Origin of the sequence: Dactylosporangium cerinum (assembly GCF_042653625.1) — a bacterium.
In the GTDB taxonomy this organism is placed as follows: Bacteria; Actinomycetota; Actinomycetes; order Mycobacteriales; family Micromonosporaceae; genus Dactylosporangium; species Dactylosporangium cerinum.
Map to the genome: position 1 here is coordinate 1 of NZ_JBHSIU010000066.1, position 19,609 is coordinate 19,609.

A 19,609-nucleotide genomic window follows, 5' to 3' on the forward strand; every position below is an offset into this window, starting at 1 on the left:
CCCCTCCAGGCGATTCGGATTCAGAATCACGGTAGCGATTCGGTTTCCGAAGCGCCAGGGGCAGTGCTTCACGGGTTCAGTCCTTGTCGTCCTCGCTCAGGGCCGAGGCCCACGCGTCGGACCAGCGGACGAGCGGGCGCAATGCCTGGTAAGCGCCGCGGCCCAGGTCGGTGAGCGTGTAGGTCGTGTCCGGCTGCTGAGCGACGAGCTGGGCGTCAAGGAGTTCGGTCAGCCGTTGCCGCAGGACGCTGGAGGACATGTTGTCGCAGCGCTGCCGCAGCGCGCGGAACCCGACCGGCCCGTGCCGCAGCTCCCAGACGACGCGCAGGTTCCAGCGGCGGCCGAAGAGGTCGAGGGCAGCCATGAGGGGTCGTCCGGTACTCGATCCGCGTACGGGCTGGCCTGGCCTGGGTACCGTCATCGCCTGTGTCACCCCTCTTGATGCTTCGATCTTCGATACAGTAGCGTCCGGTGAGTTGATTCGATTTCCGAAGCGGCAGGGGTGGCTTTGTTGACCTGGCGGACTCCCGAGCAGGCACGCCGCGCGTTGCGCAACGCGACCCTCCGAGGTTGGGAAGCCGCCGGCGCGGCAGCGGCATTACACCGGTCCGGCGAAGGTGATGTCGTCGCCGTCGACTCCGGGCATTGGATCGTGTAAACGGAGGTTGTCATGCACAAGCTGGTTGTCCTGTATCCCAAACCCGCCGATCCCGACCACTTCCGCGACTACTACGTGACCACCCACCTCCCGCTGGTCACGCGCCTGCCCGGCCTGCTCGCGTGGCGCTACAGCTTCGACGTGGCAGCGACGCCGGGTCAGACGCCGTACTTCGCGGTCTTCGAAGCCGAGTTCGCTGACGCTGCGGCAATGACCGCGGCGAGGGCGTCTCCGCAGGGCCGGCAGGTGGCCGCCGATGTCGCCAACTACGCCACCGGTGGTGCGGTCGTCATCCACTATCCGGTGCAATACGGCATCGGCTGAGCCTGAACCCCGGCGGATGGCCCTCGAGCCGCGCCCGGCCCAAGCTGCGCATGATAAGCCGCTTGATCAGCTGCGTGGACATGCCGCGACCTGCGCGGCGGTCGTCATCACCTCATGCCGCAGTACCCGTCATTGGCAGCGGAGTGCATCGGCGGCGGTGATGAACTCGTCGGCAAACTGCAGCAACGACAGCCATTCGGTGGGGATGGCGGATGCGCCGTCTCGGACACCGAGCAGCCCGCCCGCGATGGCGGCGTTGGTGTCGGTGTCGTTGCCGATCCGGACGATGTCGACCAGGACGTCGACCAGTGGGCGTGCGTCCAGAACCGCGGCGACGGCCAGGCTCAGCGAGTCCAGGACGTAGCCGGCCGCATCGTCGGCGAGAAACGTCTGGCCGGTGACGGCCAGCATCGCCGGTCGTAACTGCCGACCGTATCCGATGGCCTCGACGACCGCGGGCTGGCTCAACCGTGTCGCGGCCGCCTGCCCGACCATGACGGCGGCGTCCGGCGCGACCCCGGCCAGCAGCGCAGCAGCGATCTCGTTGTATGCCGCACAGGCCACGGTGCAACGCGGGTCGTCGTGGGTGATGGCTGAGATCTCCATCGACTCCTGGACCCTGCGGCTCTGGTCGGTGACCGCGAGCGCGGTCGGGATGCAGCGCATCAGCGACCCATTGCCGGCCTGGCCCACGCCGGCACCACTGGCACGGGGATCACCGGTCTGCAGGTACCGCACAAGGCCGGCACGGGTGGCGCCGCCGATGTCACGTGGCTCCGCGCCGGCCTGACGGCCGGGCCACTCACCCCGCAGCCAGGCAACCATGTTGTCCGCAGCGGCACGCACCACGTCCTCGCCCGGGGACAGGTGGGCCAGCAGCACGGCCCGCGTGAGATCGGTGTCATCGGTCGCATCGCCCGGTGACCAGCGGAACGGACCGCCTCCCACGATGTCGCGCAACCCGTCGGGATACCGGTCGCGGATACTCGCCCAGGAGGAGAACTCCACAGCCGCACCGAGGGCGTCCCCGGCGTGGACGCCCAACAAACCACCGGCCACCCGATCCCGACGATCCACCACTCGTCCAGGGGACACCCGTGCTGTCGCGTCGTCGACCACCGCGCCAGCATGCCTCACCAGCCAAGCCGCTGCATCGTCCGTCGACGGCATCGACCGCACGACTACGCCCATCCCCGTACTGACCGCGATCGCGCAGCGCTACACCGGCGAGATGCGCCGGCCCGCCGCGACAGTGATCGACGCAGCCCACGCCGAGCTCCACGCCCTGACAACGCTGGTCGACACGACCGTGCGGTAGGTACTCGTCGGCACCCAGTCACGGCGGCTTCAGCGGCGGCGGCCGACGAACGCGAGCGCCTCATGGGCTAGCGACTCCCATAACTCGACGCACGCCGGGTCCAGCGTGAGCCACTCGCGCATGGGGGTTCCCTTGTTCGCGTCGAACCGTACGCCCTGACCGGCTGCCGCGAGCGCATCCACCCGCGCCTTGGGCAGCTTCACGACGAGGTGATCCCGCACAAGCATGGCGAAGATCTTGTTGTCGACGCGCAAAGCGCCAGCGCCGAAGCCGGCACCAGCGCCCGGCGCGGTGACGTTCGGCTCGCCGCTGAGCCCGTCCACGAGCGCCTCGAAGCGCTCCTGCGGTGTGGCGTCGGCGGCGGCACGGTCAACCATCGAGCCACAGTATCGTCCGGAGCCCAGTGAGGCCTGTCCGGCAGCCCGCAGACGGCTGCGGCCGTCTGCGGGCTGCGATGTCGACGTTCGCCCGGAGGTGGGTCAGTTGGCCGGCACCGCGCCGCCCGCCTGCCAGGTGTTCCAGGGCACGTTCCAGTCGCCGTACCCGTCCCAGGTCGGCATCGTCGGGCCTCCGGTGCTGGTGTAGGTGATCGGGTCGCCGATCTGGGCGAAGTTGAAGTACGCCTTGGCGTTGGCCTCGGTCAGGTTGGTGCAGCCGTGGGAGGTGCTGCGCTGGCCGATGTTGCCGCCGTTCCAGCTGGCCGAGTGGACGTACTCGCCGGAGTTGGTGACCCGCACAGACCACGGCACCTGCTCGTCATAGCCGTCGCCGACCATGTGTTCGACGGCCTTCTTCTCCATGACGACCTTGGTGCCGTTGAACGTGGGGGTGCTCGCCTTGCCCAGCGACACCGGGAAGTCGAAGACCTGCTTGCCGTCGGAGGTCACGACCATCCGCAGGGTCTTGCCGTCGACCTTGCCGACGTTCGCCGGCCCGGTCTTCATGTCGAGGGTCAGGCTGTTGTCGTACACCAGCCCCGTCCCGCCCGACTTGCCCTTCGTGTCGAGGTTCATGGCGATGTCGGCGTGCGCCGGCCAGAACTCGGCCGGGCGGTAATGTGCCTCGATCGGGTAGCCGGCGTAGATCGTGGACTTCTGGAAGTACCACGCGCCCTGGGTCGGCGCCCCGTTGACGGTGACCTGGGTCGCCGCGTCGAAGTCCTTGGCGCTGGTGATCGACGCCGACAGGTACGCGATGATCGGCATGCCCACGCCGTACGTCGCTCCGTCCTTCTCGTACAGCCGCACGTGCACCGGCTTGCCGCTCGGCGGCGGCGACACCGACGGCGACGCGTCCCCGGCCGACTGCTGGCCCGACGGCGGCGCCCCCGACCACGAGGCCTTCGGCGCGGAGTTTCCGCCGCACGCCGTCAAGCCGAGGCCAAGGCCGACCAGCAGTGCCGCCACCCGCACGCGGTGAGAAGATCGCATAACCACGACGATGCCCCTTATGCGCGCCTGCCGCCACCGCTGTCCGGCTCGACCACATCACAATCGGCCGGATTTGCACCTCACAGGCTGCGATCGTCACGGAGCGTAGACAGTTCACGTTGCTCAAATAGGGCAACAATGCCCGGTAGGAGCAATGGGCGTCAGGTGAGTGGGAACACCGACTGGGCCCACGGCGGGCGCCGGGACGGCTGGATGGACGTGACCCACTTGACCCACCAGAAGCCGCGGCGGCCAGGCGCGACGATCCTCGCCGGGAAGCCGTGCCCGTAGGACAGCGGCCGGCCGGCCACGCCGGTCACCAGCCACACGTCGTTGAGCGTCGAGGCGCCGAACCAGCGGCTGTACCCGGTCGCTGAGCGGGTCTCGACGCTGCGCCAGCCGTCGCCGGGCACGCCGGCCGCGGCGAGCAGGGCGCTGAGCCGCACGCCGTCCCACTCCTGTTCGCTGTACCAGCCGCTGGTGCAGTCGAGCACGGCCGTGAACCGCTCGTGCGGCAGGTCCTGGACGGCCGCGAGGTCGAACGTGGCCGGGCCGACCCGCAGTGTCCACCGTGCCGGGTCGATGCGCTGGATGCGGTCGTCGAGCCAGGCCGTGATGAGCAGGTCGGGCTTGCGCACGGACCCGCTGAACCGGCGGCCGTCGCCGGGTCCTTCGTCCCAGACGGCGGTGGCGGCCGCGGCACCAGCGCCCAGAGCGGCGAGCCGCAGCACCGCCCGGCGGTCGACGTCGGCGCGGCGTGGCCGCACCACGTGCGTGCCGAAGTGGGCGACGAGGACGGCCAGGGCGGTCACCGCCGCGCCGACGTGGATCTGCATGAGCGCCAGCGGGCCGACGTGCTCGAGGTGGCCGGTCGAGTGGATCAGGCCGCTGGCGACGGTGATGAGGACGAGGACGGCCAGGGCGATCGACAGCCACTTCACCACGGTGCGCCGCCCGGGCCGCCGCAGCCCACGGCGGATCACGACGTACTTCCACGGGGAGAGCAGCAGGATCGCGAGGGCGCCCGCGGCGTGCAGCTGGATGAGGTCGAGTGGCCAGTCGACGCCGATGGTGTTGGCGCCGAGCCCGGTGAGGACCCCGGCCAGCAGCAGGAGCCCGAGCGCGAGGTCGACGCGCCGGCCACCCTGCCTGTTCCGGAACCGCACGCCCATGCGATGATGCTAACTCGTACCGATGAAACTGCGAGGTCGCAATATGGCATCGGCGCAACCCGTCAAGAACGTGCTGGTCGACGTGTGGCTGCTCGCGACGCTGGCCACACCCGCGGTCGAGGAGGCCCTCGCCGGCTCGCCGATGTCCGCCGACGAGTTCGCGATCTACGGGCTGGTCGTGGACCTCGCCCCGGTCACCGCCGCCGACCTGGTGCGGGCGACCGGCCTGCCACCGACGACCCTGTCCGGCATCCTCGCCCGCTGCGAACGCCGCGGCGAACTCGAGCGCGTCGCCAACACCGCCGACCGCCGCAGCGCCCTGCTCCAGCTCACCGAACAGGGCCAGACGGTGTACCGCGCCGCGCTGCCCGGCCTGCTCGACCTGCTGTCCCGCCTGGACGACGCCACGGCCGGCGGCACCGACGGGATCCGGCCGGCCCTGCAGGTCCTCGACGACGCGTTGCGCACGGTACGCGGCGTGAGCGCACGGCCGTACCAACTGCCACCGCCGTCGCAACGTCCGACCCTCGACTATGACGGCCCGCCGCTGACACCTGCCCAGCAGCGCGAGGTCCGCCGCTACGTGGACTGGCTGCGCCACCGCGACGGCTGACCGCCGACCGTACCGGCGGCCCGGCCACCCGAGCCGAGCGTGCCGCGGCAGGAGAGGCGACACCGCCGACCGAGACTCAGGAAATGATCGCCGCGCTCGAGGCGTACCAGGCCGGCATGAGCACCGAGGAAGCGCGGAACCGTTCTCCCTCTGGCCCGAGCCCTTGTAGATAAAAGTTGCGGGCTTCGACGATGATTGCTGCGTGGCCAGCGGCATGCGGACCTTGGGACGATGGTGGCCGCTTGCAGTTGCGATTGCGGGTCTCAGCGTGCTCGGAATCGTCGCCTGGCGGCTTGCGACATTGGACCTGGACCGCGGCGACAAGATCAGCAGTGTTGTCGGTGCCGTAGTCAGCATCGTGTCGTTGGGCCTCTCCGCTGTGGAGTTGTTCCGTCGGGGGCAGGTGCCGTCCGCGCCGGTCGGCGCACCGATTACCAGGGCGCCAGGCATGACATCGCTCCTGCTGCCGGCCCGATTCACGACATTTCCCTTGCGTGGACGTGACTTGCTGCTCGCGCAGTCCCGCGCACACCGGCGAGTGTGGCCGCGCGGTCGCCGGTCCTCGGTGTGGGTGCTGCACGGCCCTGGCGGTAGCGGCAAGACAGCCTTGGCCGTCGCGATAGGGGAACAGACAGTCCGCGGTGGCGGGCAGGTTTGGTGGGTAAACGCAACTGACGCCGTCCGGTTGTCTGTCGCATTGCGTCAGCTCGCGCTCGAAATCGGCGCTGCCGACCACGAGGTTCGTGATGCCTGGGCTGGCCTGCGCAGCGCCCCGGACTTGGTCTGGGGTCTGTTGGAACGCTATCCACGACGGTGGCTGCTGGTGTTCGACGGTGCGGATGACGCCGGCCTGCTTACTGCAGTGGACGAGAGGGTGGTCGACGGTCGCGGCTGGGTTCGGCACGTCAGGTCATCCCGCGGTCGGGTCGTGGTGACCACCCGGGACGGCGGCGAGACCACCTGGCCACAGCCGTGGTGTGAGCCGTGGCAGGTCGGATCACTCGCGCCAGACGAAGGCGCGCAGATGCTGCTGGACCGGTCCGGCCCGTGGGCTGGCGATCACGAGGCGGCTGCGGCGTTGGCCCGACACCTCGGCGGTCTGCCGCTGGCGATGGACCTCGCTGGGAGGTACCTGGGCCAGGCCCGCCGGCTGCCTGTTCCTGGCGCGGTCACTGATTTCGCCGGTTATCTACGACAACTACGTGAGGCTACCGCGATCTTGATAGGGGATGACGCGTCGATACTTGCGCAAACGTGGGAGCGTTCGCTCGAACTCCTTGAAGCACGTGGCCTCACGCTCTCACGATCGGTGCTGTGGACCCTTGCACACTTCGAAAACGCATCGGTGCCATTCTGGGTACTGGATCCTGCACTCCTGTCTGGTGGTGATCCCGATGCCTTGCGAGACACGCTGCAAGGACTCATCGACCTCGGGCTGCTGCGGCTCGTCGGACCCATCGGCTCTGAACTGGCAGCGGTAGATGTCCACCCGCTGATCCGTGCCGCCGGCCGGAACAGCCAGGGCGGTCAGGTGGCTGCGCTGGAGCGTGCCGCTCGGCTTGTCGCCGCCGCGGACCCCGGCGATCCGCAAGATCCGACGAATTGGCCGCGCTGGCAGGCGATCACCCCGCATCTCCTGGCCATCACCGCAGCCGCGGACCCATTGTCGAACGAGGTCATCGAGGCCGTCGTCAGCGCAACCCATCGCGGCTTGGAGCACCTGGCGGCGGTCGGCATGTATGCCTCGGCGGCGTCCGCCTCCGCCGCGATGGCGGCGCGGGTGTCATCGCGACTCGGCGAGCGTCACCCGACAACGATCAGCGTGCGTGTCGGCGCTGCGCGGTGGGCGGGGCTGGCCGGAGACGCAGCCGCGGCTCGTGCCGCGTTCGCTGCACTGGCCGAGCCAGTGGCCGCTGCGCTCGGCCCGAACGATCCGCGAACGCTGCGGATCCTGTTCGAACTCGCGTCGTGGACCGGCGAGGCCGGCGATCCTGCCGGCGCCCGCGACCAACTTCTCGACCTGTTGCCCGCACGGGTCCGCGTCCTCGGCCCCGAAAGTCCTGAGGTGTTGACGCACATTGCGGAATGCGCCACGTGGACCGAGGTCGCTGGGGATCCGGCCACCGCTCGCGATCACCTGGCGAACCTGATACCGGTCGTTGTACGCGTCCTCGGACCGCACGATCCGGAGTGCCTACGAATCCAGTATGAACTTGCCGTCATCACTGGGGTAGCCGGCGATCCGGTGAGCGCTCGTGATCGATTGGCTGAGCTGCTGCCAGCCCGCGAACACACGCTCGGGGCCCAACACCCGCGGGTGCTGACCCACCGGGCTGAACTCGCACGATGGACAGCCGAAGCCGGCGCACCTTCGGACGCAAGACGGCAGCTTGCGGCACTGCTGTCCGTCAGCGCCGCTACGGTTGGCCCGCAGCACCCCGACACCGAACGGATCCGTGCCTACCTGGCGAGGCTGTAACGCTGCCAAGGCCGGACAGCCAACGCTGGTTCGCAGAGGGTGTGGCTTGTCGTCGGCTCGTCGGACCCGGCACCCGGCCCGATTCCGGACGCGCCGTCGCCAGCGGCAGGACGGCGAGCAGCTTGTCGCGGGCCAGGTCGGCCAGGGCTCCGGCGAGGGGGCGCGGCTGCTCGTGGCCGTAGAACGCGTAGGCGAGGACCAGGACGGTCAGGCTCAGCAGGGTCGTCAGTTTCCCGCCGTCGCGCCAGAACTGCTGCTCGACCTGGCTGCGGCCGAAGCTCCAGAGACCGCCGGCGACAGCCTTGACCACGGCGTAGGCGAGCGCCGCCAGCATTCCGCCGATGACGAGCAGCGCCACCGCGACCAGGTCGCCTGCCATGAGATCGGACCACCAGTCACGCAGTGACATGCGTCGAATCTAAATGCCGGGCGCAACACGGTGCCGCGTCACCGACACCCCCTGCGGCAACTGACCTTCACAAGCCGAGTGCGACCGGGGCGGAGGGTGTCCCGAAGGTAAGCAGGTCGGTCAGCGGTGTGACAAGGTCACGGGGCGAGAACAAGTCAGGTCCGGTGTAATCGGCGATCTCAGCGAGCCGCCACCATCGAAAGCCGGCGAGGTGCTCATCAGCGGCGAGTTGGTCGTCGGTGAACTGGCCTTGGGGCTCGAAGTGGGTGGCGCGGACGAGGAAATAGTCGTTGACGATGCCGTCGAAGCGGGGCGCATGATCTGCGCTGACGATTACCTGATGCCAGACGTGCGGCGGATCGATGGCGGTGACCAGTCCGGTTTCCTCTCGCAGCTCGCGGCGCAGCGCGGACAGCCCGTCCTCACCTGGTTCTATGCCGCCACCTGGAGCAGCCCAGACGGCCTGCGCTCCGTTCGGGACCGCGGGGTGGGGGAAGACGAATCGGCAGAGCAGGACGCGGTCGTCTTCGTCGAGGATGATCGCGCGGGCGGAGGCTCGCAGGTTCAGCGACATGGCAGACTCCTGACTCTGTGCGCGTGGTACACGGTCGCAGCCATGCGCGCATCGTTGTCGGACAAGCTGTACAGAGCACCTCTCTCGGTCGCGGTCGAGAACCCGTCGCACACAGTATCGACGGCGGACACGGCCCGCCGACCCGTAGCTGGCTCGCCCGACATGCCAAGCCTGCCGGCATTGGACCGCCCGCGACCCTGCCCTTCGGGCCGCTGACCAAGACGGTCGGGCCGGGCGGCTCGTGGAACTCGACCTCGATCCTGTGCGCGCCGGAGGGCGACGTCCGGTTGTGGAGGTGAGCCGCTCTGCAGGTTTCTTCCATCCGCATCGACGATCCTGTAGCTTCTTGACATCATCTTCAGTCGATGCCTGGATCGGAGCTCGCCATGAACCTTTCCGCCGTGCTGTCCCGTGGGGCGGTGGTGTTCGCGCTGGTCGGGGTCGTTGTTCCCTTCGGCGGACCGGCCGCCGCAGCGCTGCCGGTCGTCGACATGGAGCAGGTCATGCTCGCTGCGCAGGTCGACCCGCCGAAGAGCGGCACCGGGCAGACTCCTGGTGCGGCGGCGAGCGTGCTGGAGGTTGAGCGGGCGCTGTCGGCGAAGGGTTTCCTGGCCTCGGGCTCGGTCGATGGGCACTACGGCACGTCGACCGTCACGGCGTATGCGGCCTGGCAGCGCTCGCTCGGATATTCGGGCCTGGACGCCAACGGGTATCCGGGTCCGTCGTCGCTGACCACGCTCGGCAGCGGCAGGTACACGGTCACCAGGCCGATCAGCACCGGGTCGCGAACCAGCTCGTACGGTGGCGAACGGGTCAACGCCAGGACCCGCGACATGCTCGCCGCGGCCGATGCCAAGCTGTCGTGGAGCATCACGCTCAGCCAGGGGTCCTACACGTCGGCGAACCCGAGCTCGGCCGGTACACATGACGCAGGCGGAGCGGTGGACGTCTCGGTCGCCAGTCTGAGCACCACGCAACGGTGGCAGACCGTCCAGGCGCTACGGACCGTCGGGTTCGCCGCCTGGCTGCGCAATCCGTCGCAGGGGGATTGGCCCTACCACATCCACGCCGTCGCAATCTCCGACACCGATCTGGCAACGGGGGCGGCCAACCAGGTGCACGACTACTACTTCGGCAAGAACGGGCTGGCCAACCACGCTGCGGACGACACGCCGTCGGCCTATCGGGTGGCGTTCATCTGGTGGGAGAAGTACCAGCGGTAGCCGGCACGACAACAACGGCCGACCCCATCGCTGGGGCCGGCCGTTGTTTCGTTACCACCTGCTCCGCGGACATGTTCTTGGGGAGGCGAACGGCCCGGTGCCAGCGGCTTCGCCGATGAGAAATCCTCCGTCACATCGTCAGTTCTGTCAGCCTCTCGCACCGGTGGAAGGATTGAGACCATGACCGACGCCAGACTGCTGGGCGCCGACGAGGCCGCGTTCATCGCGGCGGTCCGCTCAGACGACACGGCGCGGTTCGCGCTCATTACGGAGCGCCACCGGCGTGAGCTTCAGGTGCACTGCTACCGGATGCTCGCGAACTACGAGGACGCCCAGGACATGACGCAGGAGACGTTCCTGCGAGCGTGGAACAAGCGGGCGTCGTTCAAGGGCCACGCGGCCCTGCGGACCTGGCTGTACCGGATCGCGACGAACGCCTGCCTCGACTTCCTGGAGAAGCGCAACGACCGCACACCCGTACCGTCCGAGCTGGCGGACGTCGGCTCCGAGGTGCTGTACCTGCAGCCGTACCCCGACCGGATGCTTCCCGAGGACCCGCAGGAATCGGTGGTGGCGCGGGAAACGATCGAGCTGGCGTTCATCGTCGCCGTCCAGCACCTGCCGCCGCGGCAGCGGGCGGTGTTCATCCTGCGCGACGTCCTCGGCTGGCCGGCGGCGAAGGCCGCCGACGCCCTCGAGCTGACCGTCGCATCGGTGACCAGCGCACTGCAGCGGGCCCGTGTGACGATGCGCGAGCAGCTGCCCGACCGCCGCCTCGACTGGCGGAGACCCGCCACCCACGAGCTGTCGGAGGGCGAGCGCGGCGTGGTGAAGTTGTACATCGGCGCCCATGAGCGCAACGACCTCGACGGGCTGATGTCCCTGCTGCGCGACGACCTGCGCTTCGTGATGCTGCCCGAGGCGGGCACCTCGGTCATCACGGCCAAGGACGCGGTGGACGGCTGGGTCTCCGGTGGGCTCTTCCAGCCCGGCTACGACGACTGGCGCTGCATCACCACGACGGTCAACCGCATGCCCGCCGCCGCGCTGTACATCCGCGCCCCCGACGACCCGGAGTACCGGTTGTTCAACATTGCGGTCCTGCACATCGTCGACGGGAAGATCGCCGAGCTCACCGGATTCGACGCCACCGACAAGCCATGGTTGGACCTGCCCCCGACACTGTGATCACACATGTTCCCATCGTCGACGAGTCCAGCGCGCGAGCCGCCGTCACCGCCCCGCCGGCATAGCCGGCGGGGCTTCTTCATGCCCGAAGAACATCGTCACGGTCAACCGGGCCGTCGTCTTCATCTCCAACGAGTCGGTCAACAGCTCACTCGGACTGGCCTCACGAGCTGATCGTCTGGCCCGTGCTCATCGCCTCGTCTCGTATCGGGTCAGCAGGACGCCGCCGGGAAACGTCCGCGTCTCCACGAGGTTCAGCCTCACCCAGCTGTCCTGCGCCGTGAAGAACGGGGTGCCGCCGCCCACCAGGACCGGCACGGTGACCAGCACGTACTCGTCGATCAGCCCGGCCCGCATGGCCGCCCCGGCGAGCGTCGCGCCGCAGATGTCCATCGGGCCGCCGTCCTCTGTCTTGAGCCGGGTGATCTCGGTGACCGCGTCGCCGGTGACCAGGCGGGCGTTCCAGTCGACCTTGTCGATCGTCGAGGAGAACACCACCTTCGGCATGTCCCGCCAGCGGCGGGCGTACTCGATCGCCGCCGGGGTGGCGCCGGGCTGCTGGTCGGCGGTCGGCCAGTGGGAACTCATCCCCTCCCACAGCTTGCGCCCGTACAGCGCCAGGCCCGTCGCCCCCACCCGGTCGGACCACCACTGGAACAGCTCGTCGCTCGGCGACGAGTCCGGCCCCTCACCCCCACTCCAGCTGAGGTCGTCGCCGGGCGCGGCGATGTAGCCGTCCAGGGTCACGCTCATGCCGAAGGTCAGTTTCCGCATCGTGCCAGCCTCTCGTCAGTCGGTCTTACACGTACAGACGGTCGCGGCGCGGAAACCTAATCGGTGCGCGATCTGCGTCCGCAGGTAGTCGTCGCGTTCCGGACTCGGCACGGCGTACTCGGCCGGGCTCGAGCAGCACCCACCGGATCTCGTGGCGTGGTGTCATGTGGTGTCACTTTGCATTGCGGTGACACCACAGTGGTGCTAGCTTGGTGTCATGGACATCGACCGGTACGTGTCTGACCTCCAGGCGCACCTTGCCGCGGCGGCGGAGACCGGTGATCCGGCCGCACGCGCCGTTGCCGAGCGGCTCAGCACGGCGCTCGACGCGGCTGCGCGGCTGATGGTGCTGGAGGTGATCAGCGACGTCGCGAGCGAGGTCACGCGGGAGATTGCGCCCGGTTCGGTCGACGTTGTCCTACGGGGGCGGGATCCGCAGCTGATGGTGTCACGCCCCGCGGCGGCGAAGGCGGAGCCGGCCGCGAAGGCGGAACCGCCGGGGGAGGTGGATGCGCCGGACGACACGGTCACCTCCCGCACCACGCTGCGACTGCCGGATCGGCTCAAGGCCAGGGTCGAGCAGGCAGCCGCGGAGGAAGGGGTGTCGGTGAATGCCTGGTTCGTCCGGGCGATCGCCGCTGCCCTGGAAAAGGACGTGAGCAGGCCCCCGCTGCGCGAGTCCGGGCGCGGCGACGCCTTCACCGGCTGGGCCCGCTAGCCAGCGACACAGTCCAAGTCCCGCCGCAAGCGCAAGCGCAGCGACGCGGGACTGATCCGGCACGCCCAAAATGGAGGTCAGTCATGCCCAGGTACGACGTTTCCGGTCCCATCGACCTGGACGTCGCGGTCGGTGTCGCGTTCGTCGACATCGTCGCTTCGGACCGCAATGACACCGTCGTCGAAATCGTGCCGGGCAAGCCCGGTCGCAAAGGTGATGAGTCACTCGTCCGGGAGACGATGGTGTCGTTCGACGGCGGGCGGGTGCGGGTCAAGGTCCCGCGCCGGCTCAGCCTGTTCGGCAGGAGCGACACCGTCGAGGTCCGTTGTGAGGTGCCGACCGGGTCGCGGCTCACGATCGAGAACACCTACGGGTCGGTGCGGGCCCGTGGCGTGCTCGGCGATTCGCGCATCGTCGCCAAGTACGGCGGCGTCACCGCGGACACGTTCGCCAACCTCGTCCTCGAGGCGTCGTACGGCAACAGCGACATCGACGAGGTGACCGGCCGGCTCGACGTCACCGCCGGCCACGGCGCGCTGCGCGTCCAGCACGTCCACGGCAACGCCCGGCTGCGCGCCTCGTACGCATCCATGGAACTCGGCACCGTCGCCGGCGACGTGGAGGCCACCACGTCCGGGGCGCTGACCATCGACCGGGCCCTGGGCGACGTGACCGCCCGCAGCGCCCACGGGCCGATCCGCATCCGGGAGGTCAACGGCGGCACGATCCGCCTCGACAACGGCCACGCCGACGTCGACGTGGGTGTCCCGACGGGCGTCGGCGCCTGGATCGACGCCAGCTCGGACAACGGCCGGCTCCTCAGCGAGCTCACCCCCGACCCGGCCGCCGCGCAGAGCGACCGCACGGTCGCGCTGCACCTGCACGCGAACTACGGCAACGTCATCATCCGCCGCGTAGCCGCCCCTCGGAAGGCGACGCCGAAGTGACCACCGAAGCGCAGTCCGTGATCCACCTGCGCGGCCTGCGGAAGTCCTACGGCACCGTGACAGCGCTGGGCGGCGTCGACTTCGACGTGGCGCGGCTGCGCGGGCTCGAACTTGCCGCCCTCGACAGCTGACGCGGGCTGCCAGGGGGAGCCCAGTACAGTCGAGCAATGACGATCGATGATCGCCTCACCACGCTCGACGCGCTCTGGTCGGTCTGGGCCGAGCACGGCCGGGTGATGACCGACGAGCAGTGGCAGCGGCCGACCCGGCTCGGCGACTGGGACGTGCGGAGCCTGTACGCGCATGCCGGGTCGTGGCCCTGGATGCTTTCGATCCTGATCGACCGCGTCCGGGACACCGAACCGACGCACGTCACGGCCGCCGCGCTCCTGCAGGACTTCAACGCCCCGACCGGGGTCGCCCACAGCAGGCGGGACATCGTCGCGGCCGGCGCCCGCGAGGACGCGGCCAGGTACAGCACGGCGCAGATGGTCGAGCAGTTCGCCGGCACGGGACCGCGGGCGATCGCCACCGCGCGGCAGCTTGGACCCGTCGTCGTCGACTACTTCGAGCGGGCGTTGCTGCGCCTCGACGAGGCCGTCAGCATCGGCATCGTGGAGGCGACCGTGCACCTGCTCGACCTGCAGCGCGCGCTGGGCCAGCCTCCGGACGTGCCCGTCGAGGGTCTGACGCACACCGCGGCGGTCATCGTCCAGATGGCGCCGCCGGTCGACTTCATCGAATCGGCGACCGGCCGGAGCACGATCGACCTGTTCCCAGTGCTGTCCTGAGCAAGCGGGGCCAGACGGGCGTAGGAGGCGTGACGTCCGCGTCGTGGGCACCGCGTCGGACAGGGCGAGGACGAACGCGGCGACGAGCTGGTCCGGTTTACCAGCGACCCATCTCGGCGCCCGCGAGTATGAGCTCACCGCCAGCCGGTTCATCAGCCGGGACTGCGACGGGGACCCGCGTCCGCGGATCCCCGTCGCGGTGGTCGGGTCAGGGCAGGAACCACTCCTGGGCCTGGTTGCCGTAGCAGTCGTAGATCTGCAGCTGCGTTCCGTTCACGGTGCTGGCACTCTGCACATCCAGGCACAGACCTGACACAGGGTTGCGCAGGGAGTGGTTCGGTCCCGGCTCCCAGATCTGGTTCGGAGTCAGGCTGCACGTGTACAGCTGGACCTTGGAGCCGTAGACGGTGGCGTGGTTGACGACGTCCAGGCACATCCCCGCGATTCGGACGGTGCCGTCACCGAGGAGGGTGAAGATCTGGGTGTCCGCACCGCCGTTGCAGTCGTAGGACTGGATCGGGTTGCCGTTGGTCCTGACCCCCAGGTTGTTGTTGATGCACTTGCCGGCGATCCCGGAGCGGATCATGCCGATGCCGGTCCACCGCGGCGTCCACGCTTGAGCGGCGTTGCCGTAGCAGTCCCAAAGCTGCAGCCGGGTCCCGTCGGTGGTGTCGCCGTTCCAGACGTCCAGGCACAGGTCGGACGCGGAGTTGCGCAGCGAGTTGTACGGACCGGGCTGCCACTGCTGCGTCACCGCGCCGGTGCAGGTCCCCAGTTCCACCGGTGTGCCCGGCGTCGTGCCGGCGTTCTTCGCGTTGAGGCATTTCCCCGCGATGCGGATCGTGTTGTCGGAGTGCGTCGTCCACAGCTGGGCGTTGTAGTCGCCGTTGCAGGCGGACGAGGTGACGAGATTGCCGTCGACGGACGCGCCGGCCGTGTTGTTCAGGCACTTGCCGGCGAGGCCGGAGCGCAGCAACATCAGCGTGTTGGTCGGCACGGCGCTGTTGGTGGATCGCCGGGTGCCGGCGTACACCCGGACATCGTCGATCGTGCCGGCGAAGAACTCGTCACCGGCACCGGCCTGGAGGGTCCGGCCGATGTTGAACGACCCGGTGGCGTTCCAGCTCGCGGTGACGGTTGCCTCTCCCTGCAACTGTGAGTCGACGAACAGCCGGATCTTGCCGAGCGGTCCGTCGTAGATCGCCTCCAGGAAGACCCAGCCGTTGAGCTGCGCCGCGGCGATCGAGTTCACCTTCGCGACGACGGGTGCGTCCACGTCGCTGCCGGTCACCGCGAACGACCACCGGTCGACGGCATGGTCGTACCGGACGGCGAACGCGGCACCCCGGGAACCCTGCTGGGAGAAGACAGTGCGGGACACGGTCTTGTCGCTGATCCGAACCCAGCCGGAGACCGTGTACGACTGGTCGGTGCGCAGGACGGGCCGCTCGACGTCGTCGGCCGTGCTCAGGGTGCCCTTGTCGTCCCGGGTGGAGACGTGTCCGGTGGTGCCGTTGAGCTGGACGCCGCCGTTGCCGTCGTGGGAGTCGTTGGTCAGCCACGCCGGTGTGGTCAGTGGGTCGCCGTTCCAGGCGGGGTCGAGGGTCCAGTTGGGGCTGAGGGTCGCCTTGCGGGCGAAGACGGAGCCGTCCGGGGTGTCGCCGCAGTAGCACTCCCCGTCGGGGAACTGCCACGAGCCGACTTCGAGGGGCTGGGTGAGGCCCGGCTGGGCCGGGACACCGGCTGCCGGGTTGGCGTTGGTGCCGGTGAGGTCGTCGGCGACCAGCGCCCGGTTCCAGGCACGGGCGTCCGCGATCTCGCCGCTGAACCGGGCGGTTTCGGCCCCCAGTGAGCGAGCGCTGCCCAGCATGACGGGACCCCCGGCGGCCCAGCCTGCGCCGTGCGCCGACACCCACGTCGCCAGCGGGGTGGCGGTGCCGGCCATCACGCCGTCCTGCCAGATGCGCATCGTGTTCTGTGCCTCGTCGTATGACGCGACCAGCATCGTCCATTGCGCCAACAGGGCGGTGCCGCTGCTCGTCGTCACGCTGGTGTAGGCATTCAGCAGTGACGAGTCCGCCAGCTTGAACTCCCACTTCCTGTTGACGCAGTCGAAACTGAGCTTGAAAGCGCTGCCGCTGGTGCTGTTCGGGACGGCGGTCGAGTCCATGGACATGACGGTGTAGGTCGCCGGGTTCGCGCACAACGTCGCCGCCGGTCGGACCGACACGGCGATGCTGAACGATCCGGCAGTGTCCACCGGGGCCGACTGGTATGCCCGACCTGTGCCGGTGAACGTCGCCGCGTTGGCGCCGACGTACCGCGCGTCGGGCGTCCAGTTCACGCCGGTCGTGGTCAGCGACGATCCGGAGACGCTGTCGGTGAAGCCGTGGCCGTTGATGCTGTCCAGGGGCCAGTGCGCCACCGCCGCCGACGGGGCGGCGACCAGGATGTTGTAGACGGTGGTCGGGCTGGACCGCCCGGCGTCGTCGACGCTGTAGACGGTCAGCTTGTTGATGCCGTAGTGCGGCGGGGTCAGCATGATGGTCGGCGTGGCCGCACCCGCCGGCACGGTCACGCTGATTTCCGGCGCGTCCCAGCCGTAGACGTATTTGACGACGTCCTGCCCGTCGGGTCCGGCGGGCTCGCTGAACGTGAAGCCGCCGCCGATACCGGGCCCGCCCCTCGGCGTGCAGGCGCCGATGTTGCCCGGGTCGCAGGGCGTGTACACGGGTGCCGTTCCCGAGGCCGTCGGGGTCACCACCGGCGCGGGCGGCGCCGTCGTGTCGACCTTGAACGTGCACCACGGCGACCAGGGTGATGTGTCGGTGCCGTCGGCGGTCTGCACCCGGAACTGGTACTGCTTGCCTTCGGCGGCACTGCCGAGGGCGACCGTCACGGCGCCGTTGTTGTTGGCCGGTTTGGTCGGGCCGGGCACGCTCGTCACGGCGCCGGACGGCAGCTGCTGCCATTGGAAGTTCGAGATGAGGTCGTCGGCGCCGTCCGCGTCCACGTACTGGGCCTGCAGGACCGGTGTGGTGGTGCCGACGATACCGCCGCAGGCGACCTGGCCCTGGTGCGGTGACAGGTTCGCGGGCGTACCCGGCACCGTGTTGTAGGTGACGCTCATGGTGGTGCGGTAGTCGACGTAGAACTTCTTCCACCGGCTCTCGGCGGACTCGTTGGCGCCGTTGCTGTCGCAGGCGCACAGCCCGACGGTGTAGACCTCCCAGTTGCCGTTCGCGGCGCCTTGCACGTCATCGCGCATCGCGACGTTGCCGCCGAACGTCATGAGCATGTCGGGCTGGCCGGCGCCGCAGCCGCCGGCCTTGTTCGCGTGACCGTACGCCGTGCCGAGGTGCACCGCGCTCGAGCCGAGCGGCCGGGTTCCCCAGTTCATCCGGGCGCCGTTGCCGACGGTGATGCCACCGGTGCGGAACAGGTTGGCGGGGGTGTCGGTGCACGAGTACGAATGGTTGAGTTCGATGGAGAACGACGCCGCCGTGACGTGCTTGCCCCTGTAGGTCTGCCCGCCGTAGGTGGTCGGGAAGTCGAAGAAGCTGCGGTACAGCTTGCCGTCGCCGCCGTAGCTCGGTGGGTTGTACCCGACCCGGGCCCGGTCGTTCGGGCCGTAGTCGGCGTCCACGGATCGCGCGTACGCCCAGCGCGTGTCGACCGGCCCGATCTGCGGGTCGATGAACAGCGGGAACGCGGCGGTGGGGCTGTGCAGCAATGCCGTGTCGGGGCGCAGCAGCATGCCGTGACCGTCCGCGTCGGCGGAGACCGCGATGGGTGCGGTGCGGGCCGTCACGCCGGGGCCGTGCTCCGTCGACACCAGCTCGGCCGTCGGTGCCTGCCGCAGCGCCGAAAGCTGCGCCGCGCCGGCTCGGATCTCACCGCCCGCGCCCGGGTTCACCGTGGAGTCCCACATGGTCGCCTCCGACGTGACCGCGATCGTCCGGCCGGCCTTGTCGTTGAACGCCACCCGCCCGCCGGTGGCCGGCCGGGCGACCATGTCGCCGCCGACGTCGTAGCGGATGGTTGCGAGGGCCGGGTTCGCCGCGGCCGCCGCGGTCTTCACCACCAGCACGTGCGTGAACCCGGTCGCCGTGGCGGTCGCGCGCAGGTCGATGTCGGGCAGCACGTCGCGGTAGACCGCCGACGCCCCGTCCACCACCGGCTTCGGCAGCACCACCGGCAGCGACAGCTGCAGCACCGACCCGTCCTGCCGGTAGGTCACGAACGGGCCCTTGCCGCCGGCCGAGAACACCACGTCACCCACGGTCGCGACGGGCGCCAACGAGCCGTCGGCGCGGGCGCGCAGGCCGGCGTCGACCGGCACCCACGAGCCGTCCTTGCGGTGCACGCGGGCCGGCACCGCCGACGAGGTGAACGTCGACGTGCCGTCGGCGTTGGCGAAGACCTGGGTGTATTCGCTGCGGCCCGACAAGACCTCGACCCGGCCGCCGCAGGCCTTGGCCGCCGCCGCGGCGGCCCGCTCGTCGGGCTGCTCGGCGACGCATGGCGGCGGTGCCGCCGCCGCCGGGCCCGGCGATGCGCCGGTCGCCACCAGCAGGGCCGCCAGGAGCATCAATACAACGATTAAGTGCACGCGGGCAGGACGCCCGGAATGGGACGTGACCACAGTGTTCCCCCGTTCGCAGAATGCAAATGCCGCAGAGCGTAGGGCAGCAATCGCTGAGCGGCAATACCCGATTTCGGCAATCAATCACAACGGTGGATATGCAGGTATCGCGACGGAATTGGGGTCGATTCCGGCACGGCGCTTCGAGCCTTCTACAGCAGCCTTCTACTCTGCGGATACTCGGTTACTACTCATCGACTATCGTGTTTTCGCGGAAAGAGAAACGGTCGGAACTTGCGGAAAATTGAGGCGGGAAGCGGCTGTTGCGCCTCAGCCTTTACCGGCATTACCGTTTGACCGCGTATTCGTGTCCAGGCGATCAGCGGCGTCGTTGTGTCCCAGCCGC

The 19,609-nt window shown here is 69.3% G+C and carries 18 protein-coding genes; 9 read left to right on the top strand and 9 right to left on the bottom strand.

Annotation, left to right across the window (positions count from 1 at the left end; translation table 11 throughout):
• Positions 1-76 precede the first annotated feature (76 nt).
• A complete protein-coding gene (locus ACFPIJ_RS42320; RefSeq protein ID WP_380124352.1) occupies positions 77-364 on the bottom strand; it encodes a winged helix-turn-helix transcriptional regulator in 288 nt (95 codons plus the stop codon).
• A gap of 306 nt (positions 365-670) precedes the next feature.
• On the opposite strand from ACFPIJ_RS42320, the gene ACFPIJ_RS42325 reads away from it, so the two are divergent.
• Complete coding sequence (locus ACFPIJ_RS42325) at positions 671-982, top strand: EthD family reductase (protein ID WP_380124355.1); 312 nt, start codon at positions 671-673, stop codon at positions 980-982.
• A 129-nt stretch (positions 983-1,111) separates the two neighbouring features.
• Here ACFPIJ_RS42325 and ACFPIJ_RS42330 read toward each other — a convergent pair whose 3' ends face one another.
• From ACFPIJ_RS42330 to ACFPIJ_RS42345, 4 genes are all read right to left on the bottom strand, one after another.
• Positions 1,112-2,059 (bottom strand): ADP-ribosylglycohydrolase family protein, encoded by a 948-nt coding sequence (locus tag ACFPIJ_RS42330; RefSeq protein WP_380124358.1) that lies wholly within the window; start codon positions 2,057-2,059, stop codon positions 1,112-1,114.
• Between the two features lie 270 nt (positions 2,060-2,329).
• A complete protein-coding gene (locus ACFPIJ_RS42335) occupies positions 2,330-2,677 on the bottom strand; it encodes a hypothetical protein (RefSeq protein WP_380124360.1) in 348 nt (115 codons plus the stop codon).
• A gap of 102 nt (positions 2,678-2,779) precedes the next feature.
• Positions 2,780-3,730 carry a L,D-transpeptidase gene (locus ACFPIJ_RS42340; protein ID WP_380124363.1) on the bottom strand — a complete coding sequence of 317 codons (951 nt, stop codon included), beginning with the start codon at positions 3,728-3,730 and terminating at the stop codon, positions 2,780-2,782.
• A 161-nt stretch (positions 3,731-3,891) separates the two neighbouring features.
• Positions 3,892-4,902: a molybdopterin-dependent oxidoreductase gene (locus ACFPIJ_RS42345; protein WP_380124366.1), complete on the bottom strand. Its 1,011-nt coding sequence runs from the start codon at positions 4,900-4,902 to the stop codon at positions 3,892-3,894.
• Between the two features lie 43 nt (positions 4,903-4,945).
• On the opposite strand from ACFPIJ_RS42345, the gene ACFPIJ_RS42350 reads away from it, so the two are divergent.
• Entirely contained in the window at positions 4,946-5,515 is a 570-nt protein-coding gene (locus tag ACFPIJ_RS42350; protein WP_380124369.1) for a MarR family winged helix-turn-helix transcriptional regulator, read from the top strand.
• Between the two features lie 202 nt (positions 5,516-5,717).
• Positions 5,718-7,994: an NB-ARC domain-containing protein gene (locus tag ACFPIJ_RS42355; protein ID WP_380124372.1), complete on the top strand. Its 2,277-nt coding sequence runs from the start codon at positions 5,718-5,720 to the stop codon at positions 7,992-7,994.
• Here ACFPIJ_RS42355 and ACFPIJ_RS42360 read toward each other — a convergent pair.
• Both ACFPIJ_RS42360 and ACFPIJ_RS42365 read right to left on the bottom strand, forming a co-directional pair.
• Positions 7,933-8,403: a hypothetical protein gene (locus tag ACFPIJ_RS42360; RefSeq protein WP_380124375.1), complete on the bottom strand. Its 471-nt coding sequence runs from the start codon at positions 8,401-8,403 to the stop codon at positions 7,933-7,935. The two genes, ACFPIJ_RS42355 and ACFPIJ_RS42360, sit on opposite strands and share 62 nt — an antisense overlap.
• Before the next feature lie 67 nt (positions 8,404-8,470).
• Positions 8,471-8,977: an NUDIX hydrolase gene (locus tag ACFPIJ_RS42365; protein WP_380124378.1), complete on the bottom strand. Its 507-nt coding sequence runs from the start codon at positions 8,975-8,977 to the stop codon at positions 8,471-8,473.
• A gap of 365 nt (positions 8,978-9,342) precedes the next feature.
• On the opposite strand from ACFPIJ_RS42365, the gene ACFPIJ_RS42370 reads away from it, so the two are divergent.
• A complete protein-coding gene (locus ACFPIJ_RS42370; protein WP_380124381.1) occupies positions 9,343-10,200 on the top strand; it encodes a peptidoglycan-binding protein in 858 nt (285 codons plus the stop codon).
• Positions 10,201-10,380: 180 nt separating this feature from the next.
• Positions 10,381-11,388 (top strand): RNA polymerase subunit sigma-70, encoded by a 1,008-nt coding sequence (locus ACFPIJ_RS42375; protein ID WP_380124384.1) that lies wholly within the window; start codon positions 10,381-10,383, stop codon positions 11,386-11,388.
• A 189-nt stretch (positions 11,389-11,577) separates the two neighbouring features.
• Here ACFPIJ_RS42375 and ACFPIJ_RS42380 read toward each other — a convergent pair whose 3' ends face one another.
• Positions 11,578-12,162, bottom strand: a complete 585-nt coding sequence (locus tag ACFPIJ_RS42380; protein ID WP_380124386.1) for a dihydrofolate reductase family protein — start codon at positions 12,160-12,162, stop codon at positions 11,578-11,580.
• A 217-nt stretch (positions 12,163-12,379) separates the two neighbouring features.
• Between ACFPIJ_RS42380 and ACFPIJ_RS42385 the strand changes: the two genes are divergently transcribed.
• The 4 genes from ACFPIJ_RS42385 to ACFPIJ_RS42400 all read left to right on the top strand — a co-directional run bounded on the left by ACFPIJ_RS42385 (position 12,380) and on the right by ACFPIJ_RS42400 (position 14,618).
• Positions 12,380-12,880 (top strand): toxin-antitoxin system HicB family antitoxin, encoded by a 501-nt coding sequence (locus tag ACFPIJ_RS42385; protein WP_380124388.1) that lies wholly within the window; start codon positions 12,380-12,382, stop codon positions 12,878-12,880.
• An 83-nt stretch (positions 12,881-12,963) separates the two neighbouring features.
• Positions 12,964-13,827 carry a DUF4097 family beta strand repeat-containing protein gene (locus tag ACFPIJ_RS42390; protein ID WP_380124391.1) on the top strand — a complete coding sequence of 288 codons (864 nt, stop codon included), beginning with the start codon at positions 12,964-12,966 and terminating at the stop codon, positions 13,825-13,827.
• Positions 13,824-13,958, top strand: coding sequence for a hypothetical protein (locus ACFPIJ_RS42395; RefSeq protein WP_380124393.1), 135 nt, complete (start codon positions 13,824-13,826; stop codon positions 13,956-13,958). Before ACFPIJ_RS42390 ends, ACFPIJ_RS42395 begins: the two co-directional genes overlap by 4 nt.
• 36 nt (positions 13,959-13,994) lie before the next feature.
• Positions 13,995-14,618: a maleylpyruvate isomerase N-terminal domain-containing protein gene (locus ACFPIJ_RS42400; protein WP_380124395.1), complete on the top strand. Its 624-nt coding sequence runs from the start codon at positions 13,995-13,997 to the stop codon at positions 14,616-14,618.
• Positions 14,619-14,826: 208 nt separating this feature from the next.
• On the opposite strand, the gene ACFPIJ_RS42405 is transcribed toward ACFPIJ_RS42400, so the two are convergent.
• Positions 14,827-19,209, bottom strand: coding sequence for a ricin-type beta-trefoil lectin domain protein (locus ACFPIJ_RS42405; protein ID WP_380124397.1), 4,383 nt, complete (start codon positions 19,207-19,209; stop codon positions 14,827-14,829).
• Positions 19,210-19,609 lie beyond the last annotated feature (400 nt).

Bases quoted from the DNA above. Each gene is read 5' to 3' on its own strand.
- ACFPIJ_RS42365 (WP_380124378.1), bottom strand. From the start codon at position 8,977: ATGTCGCTGAACCTGCGAGCCTCCGCCCGCGCGATCATCCTCGACGAA.
- ACFPIJ_RS42335 (WP_380124360.1), bottom strand. From the start codon at position 2,677: ATGGTTGACCGTGCCGCCGCCGACGCCACACCGCAGGAGCGCTTCGAG.
- ACFPIJ_RS42385 (WP_380124388.1), top strand. From the start codon at position 12,380: ATGGACATCGACCGGTACGTGTCTGACCTCCAGGCGCACCTTGCCGCG.
- ACFPIJ_RS42380 (WP_380124386.1), bottom strand. From the start codon at position 12,162: ATGCGGAAACTGACCTTCGGCATGAGCGTGACCCTGGACGGCTACATC.
- ACFPIJ_RS42350 (WP_380124369.1), top strand. From the start codon at position 4,946: ATGGCATCGGCGCAACCCGTCAAGAACGTGCTGGTCGACGTGTGGCTG.
- ACFPIJ_RS42405 (WP_380124397.1), bottom strand. From the start codon at position 19,209: ATGCTCCTGGCGGCCCTGCTGGTGGCGACCGGCGCATCGCCGGGCCCG.
- ACFPIJ_RS42360 (WP_380124375.1), bottom strand. From the start codon at position 8,403: ATGTCACTGCGTGACTGGTGGTCCGATCTCATGGCAGGCGACCTGGTC.
- ACFPIJ_RS42340 (WP_380124363.1), bottom strand. From the start codon at position 3,730: ATGCGATCTTCTCACCGCGTGCGGGTGGCGGCACTGCTGGTCGGCCTT.
- ACFPIJ_RS42375 (WP_380124384.1), top strand. From the start codon at position 10,381: ATGACCGACGCCAGACTGCTGGGCGCCGACGAGGCCGCGTTCATCGCG.
- ACFPIJ_RS42370 (WP_380124381.1), top strand. From the start codon at position 9,343: ATGCCTGGATCGGAGCTCGCCATGAACCTTTCCGCCGTGCTGTCCCGT.
- ACFPIJ_RS42325 (WP_380124355.1), top strand. From the start codon at position 671: ATGCACAAGCTGGTTGTCCTGTATCCCAAACCCGCCGATCCCGACCAC.
- ACFPIJ_RS42390 (WP_380124391.1), top strand. From the start codon at position 12,964: ATGCCCAGGTACGACGTTTCCGGTCCCATCGACCTGGACGTCGCGGTC.
- ACFPIJ_RS42345 (WP_380124366.1), bottom strand. From the start codon at position 4,902: ATGGGCGTGCGGTTCCGGAACAGGCAGGGTGGCCGGCGCGTCGACCTC.
- ACFPIJ_RS42400 (WP_380124395.1), top strand. From the start codon at position 13,995: ATGACGATCGATGATCGCCTCACCACGCTCGACGCGCTCTGGTCGGTC.
- ACFPIJ_RS42320 (WP_380124352.1), bottom strand. From the start codon at position 364: ATGGCTGCCCTCGACCTCTTCGGCCGCCGCTGGAACCTGCGCGTCGTC.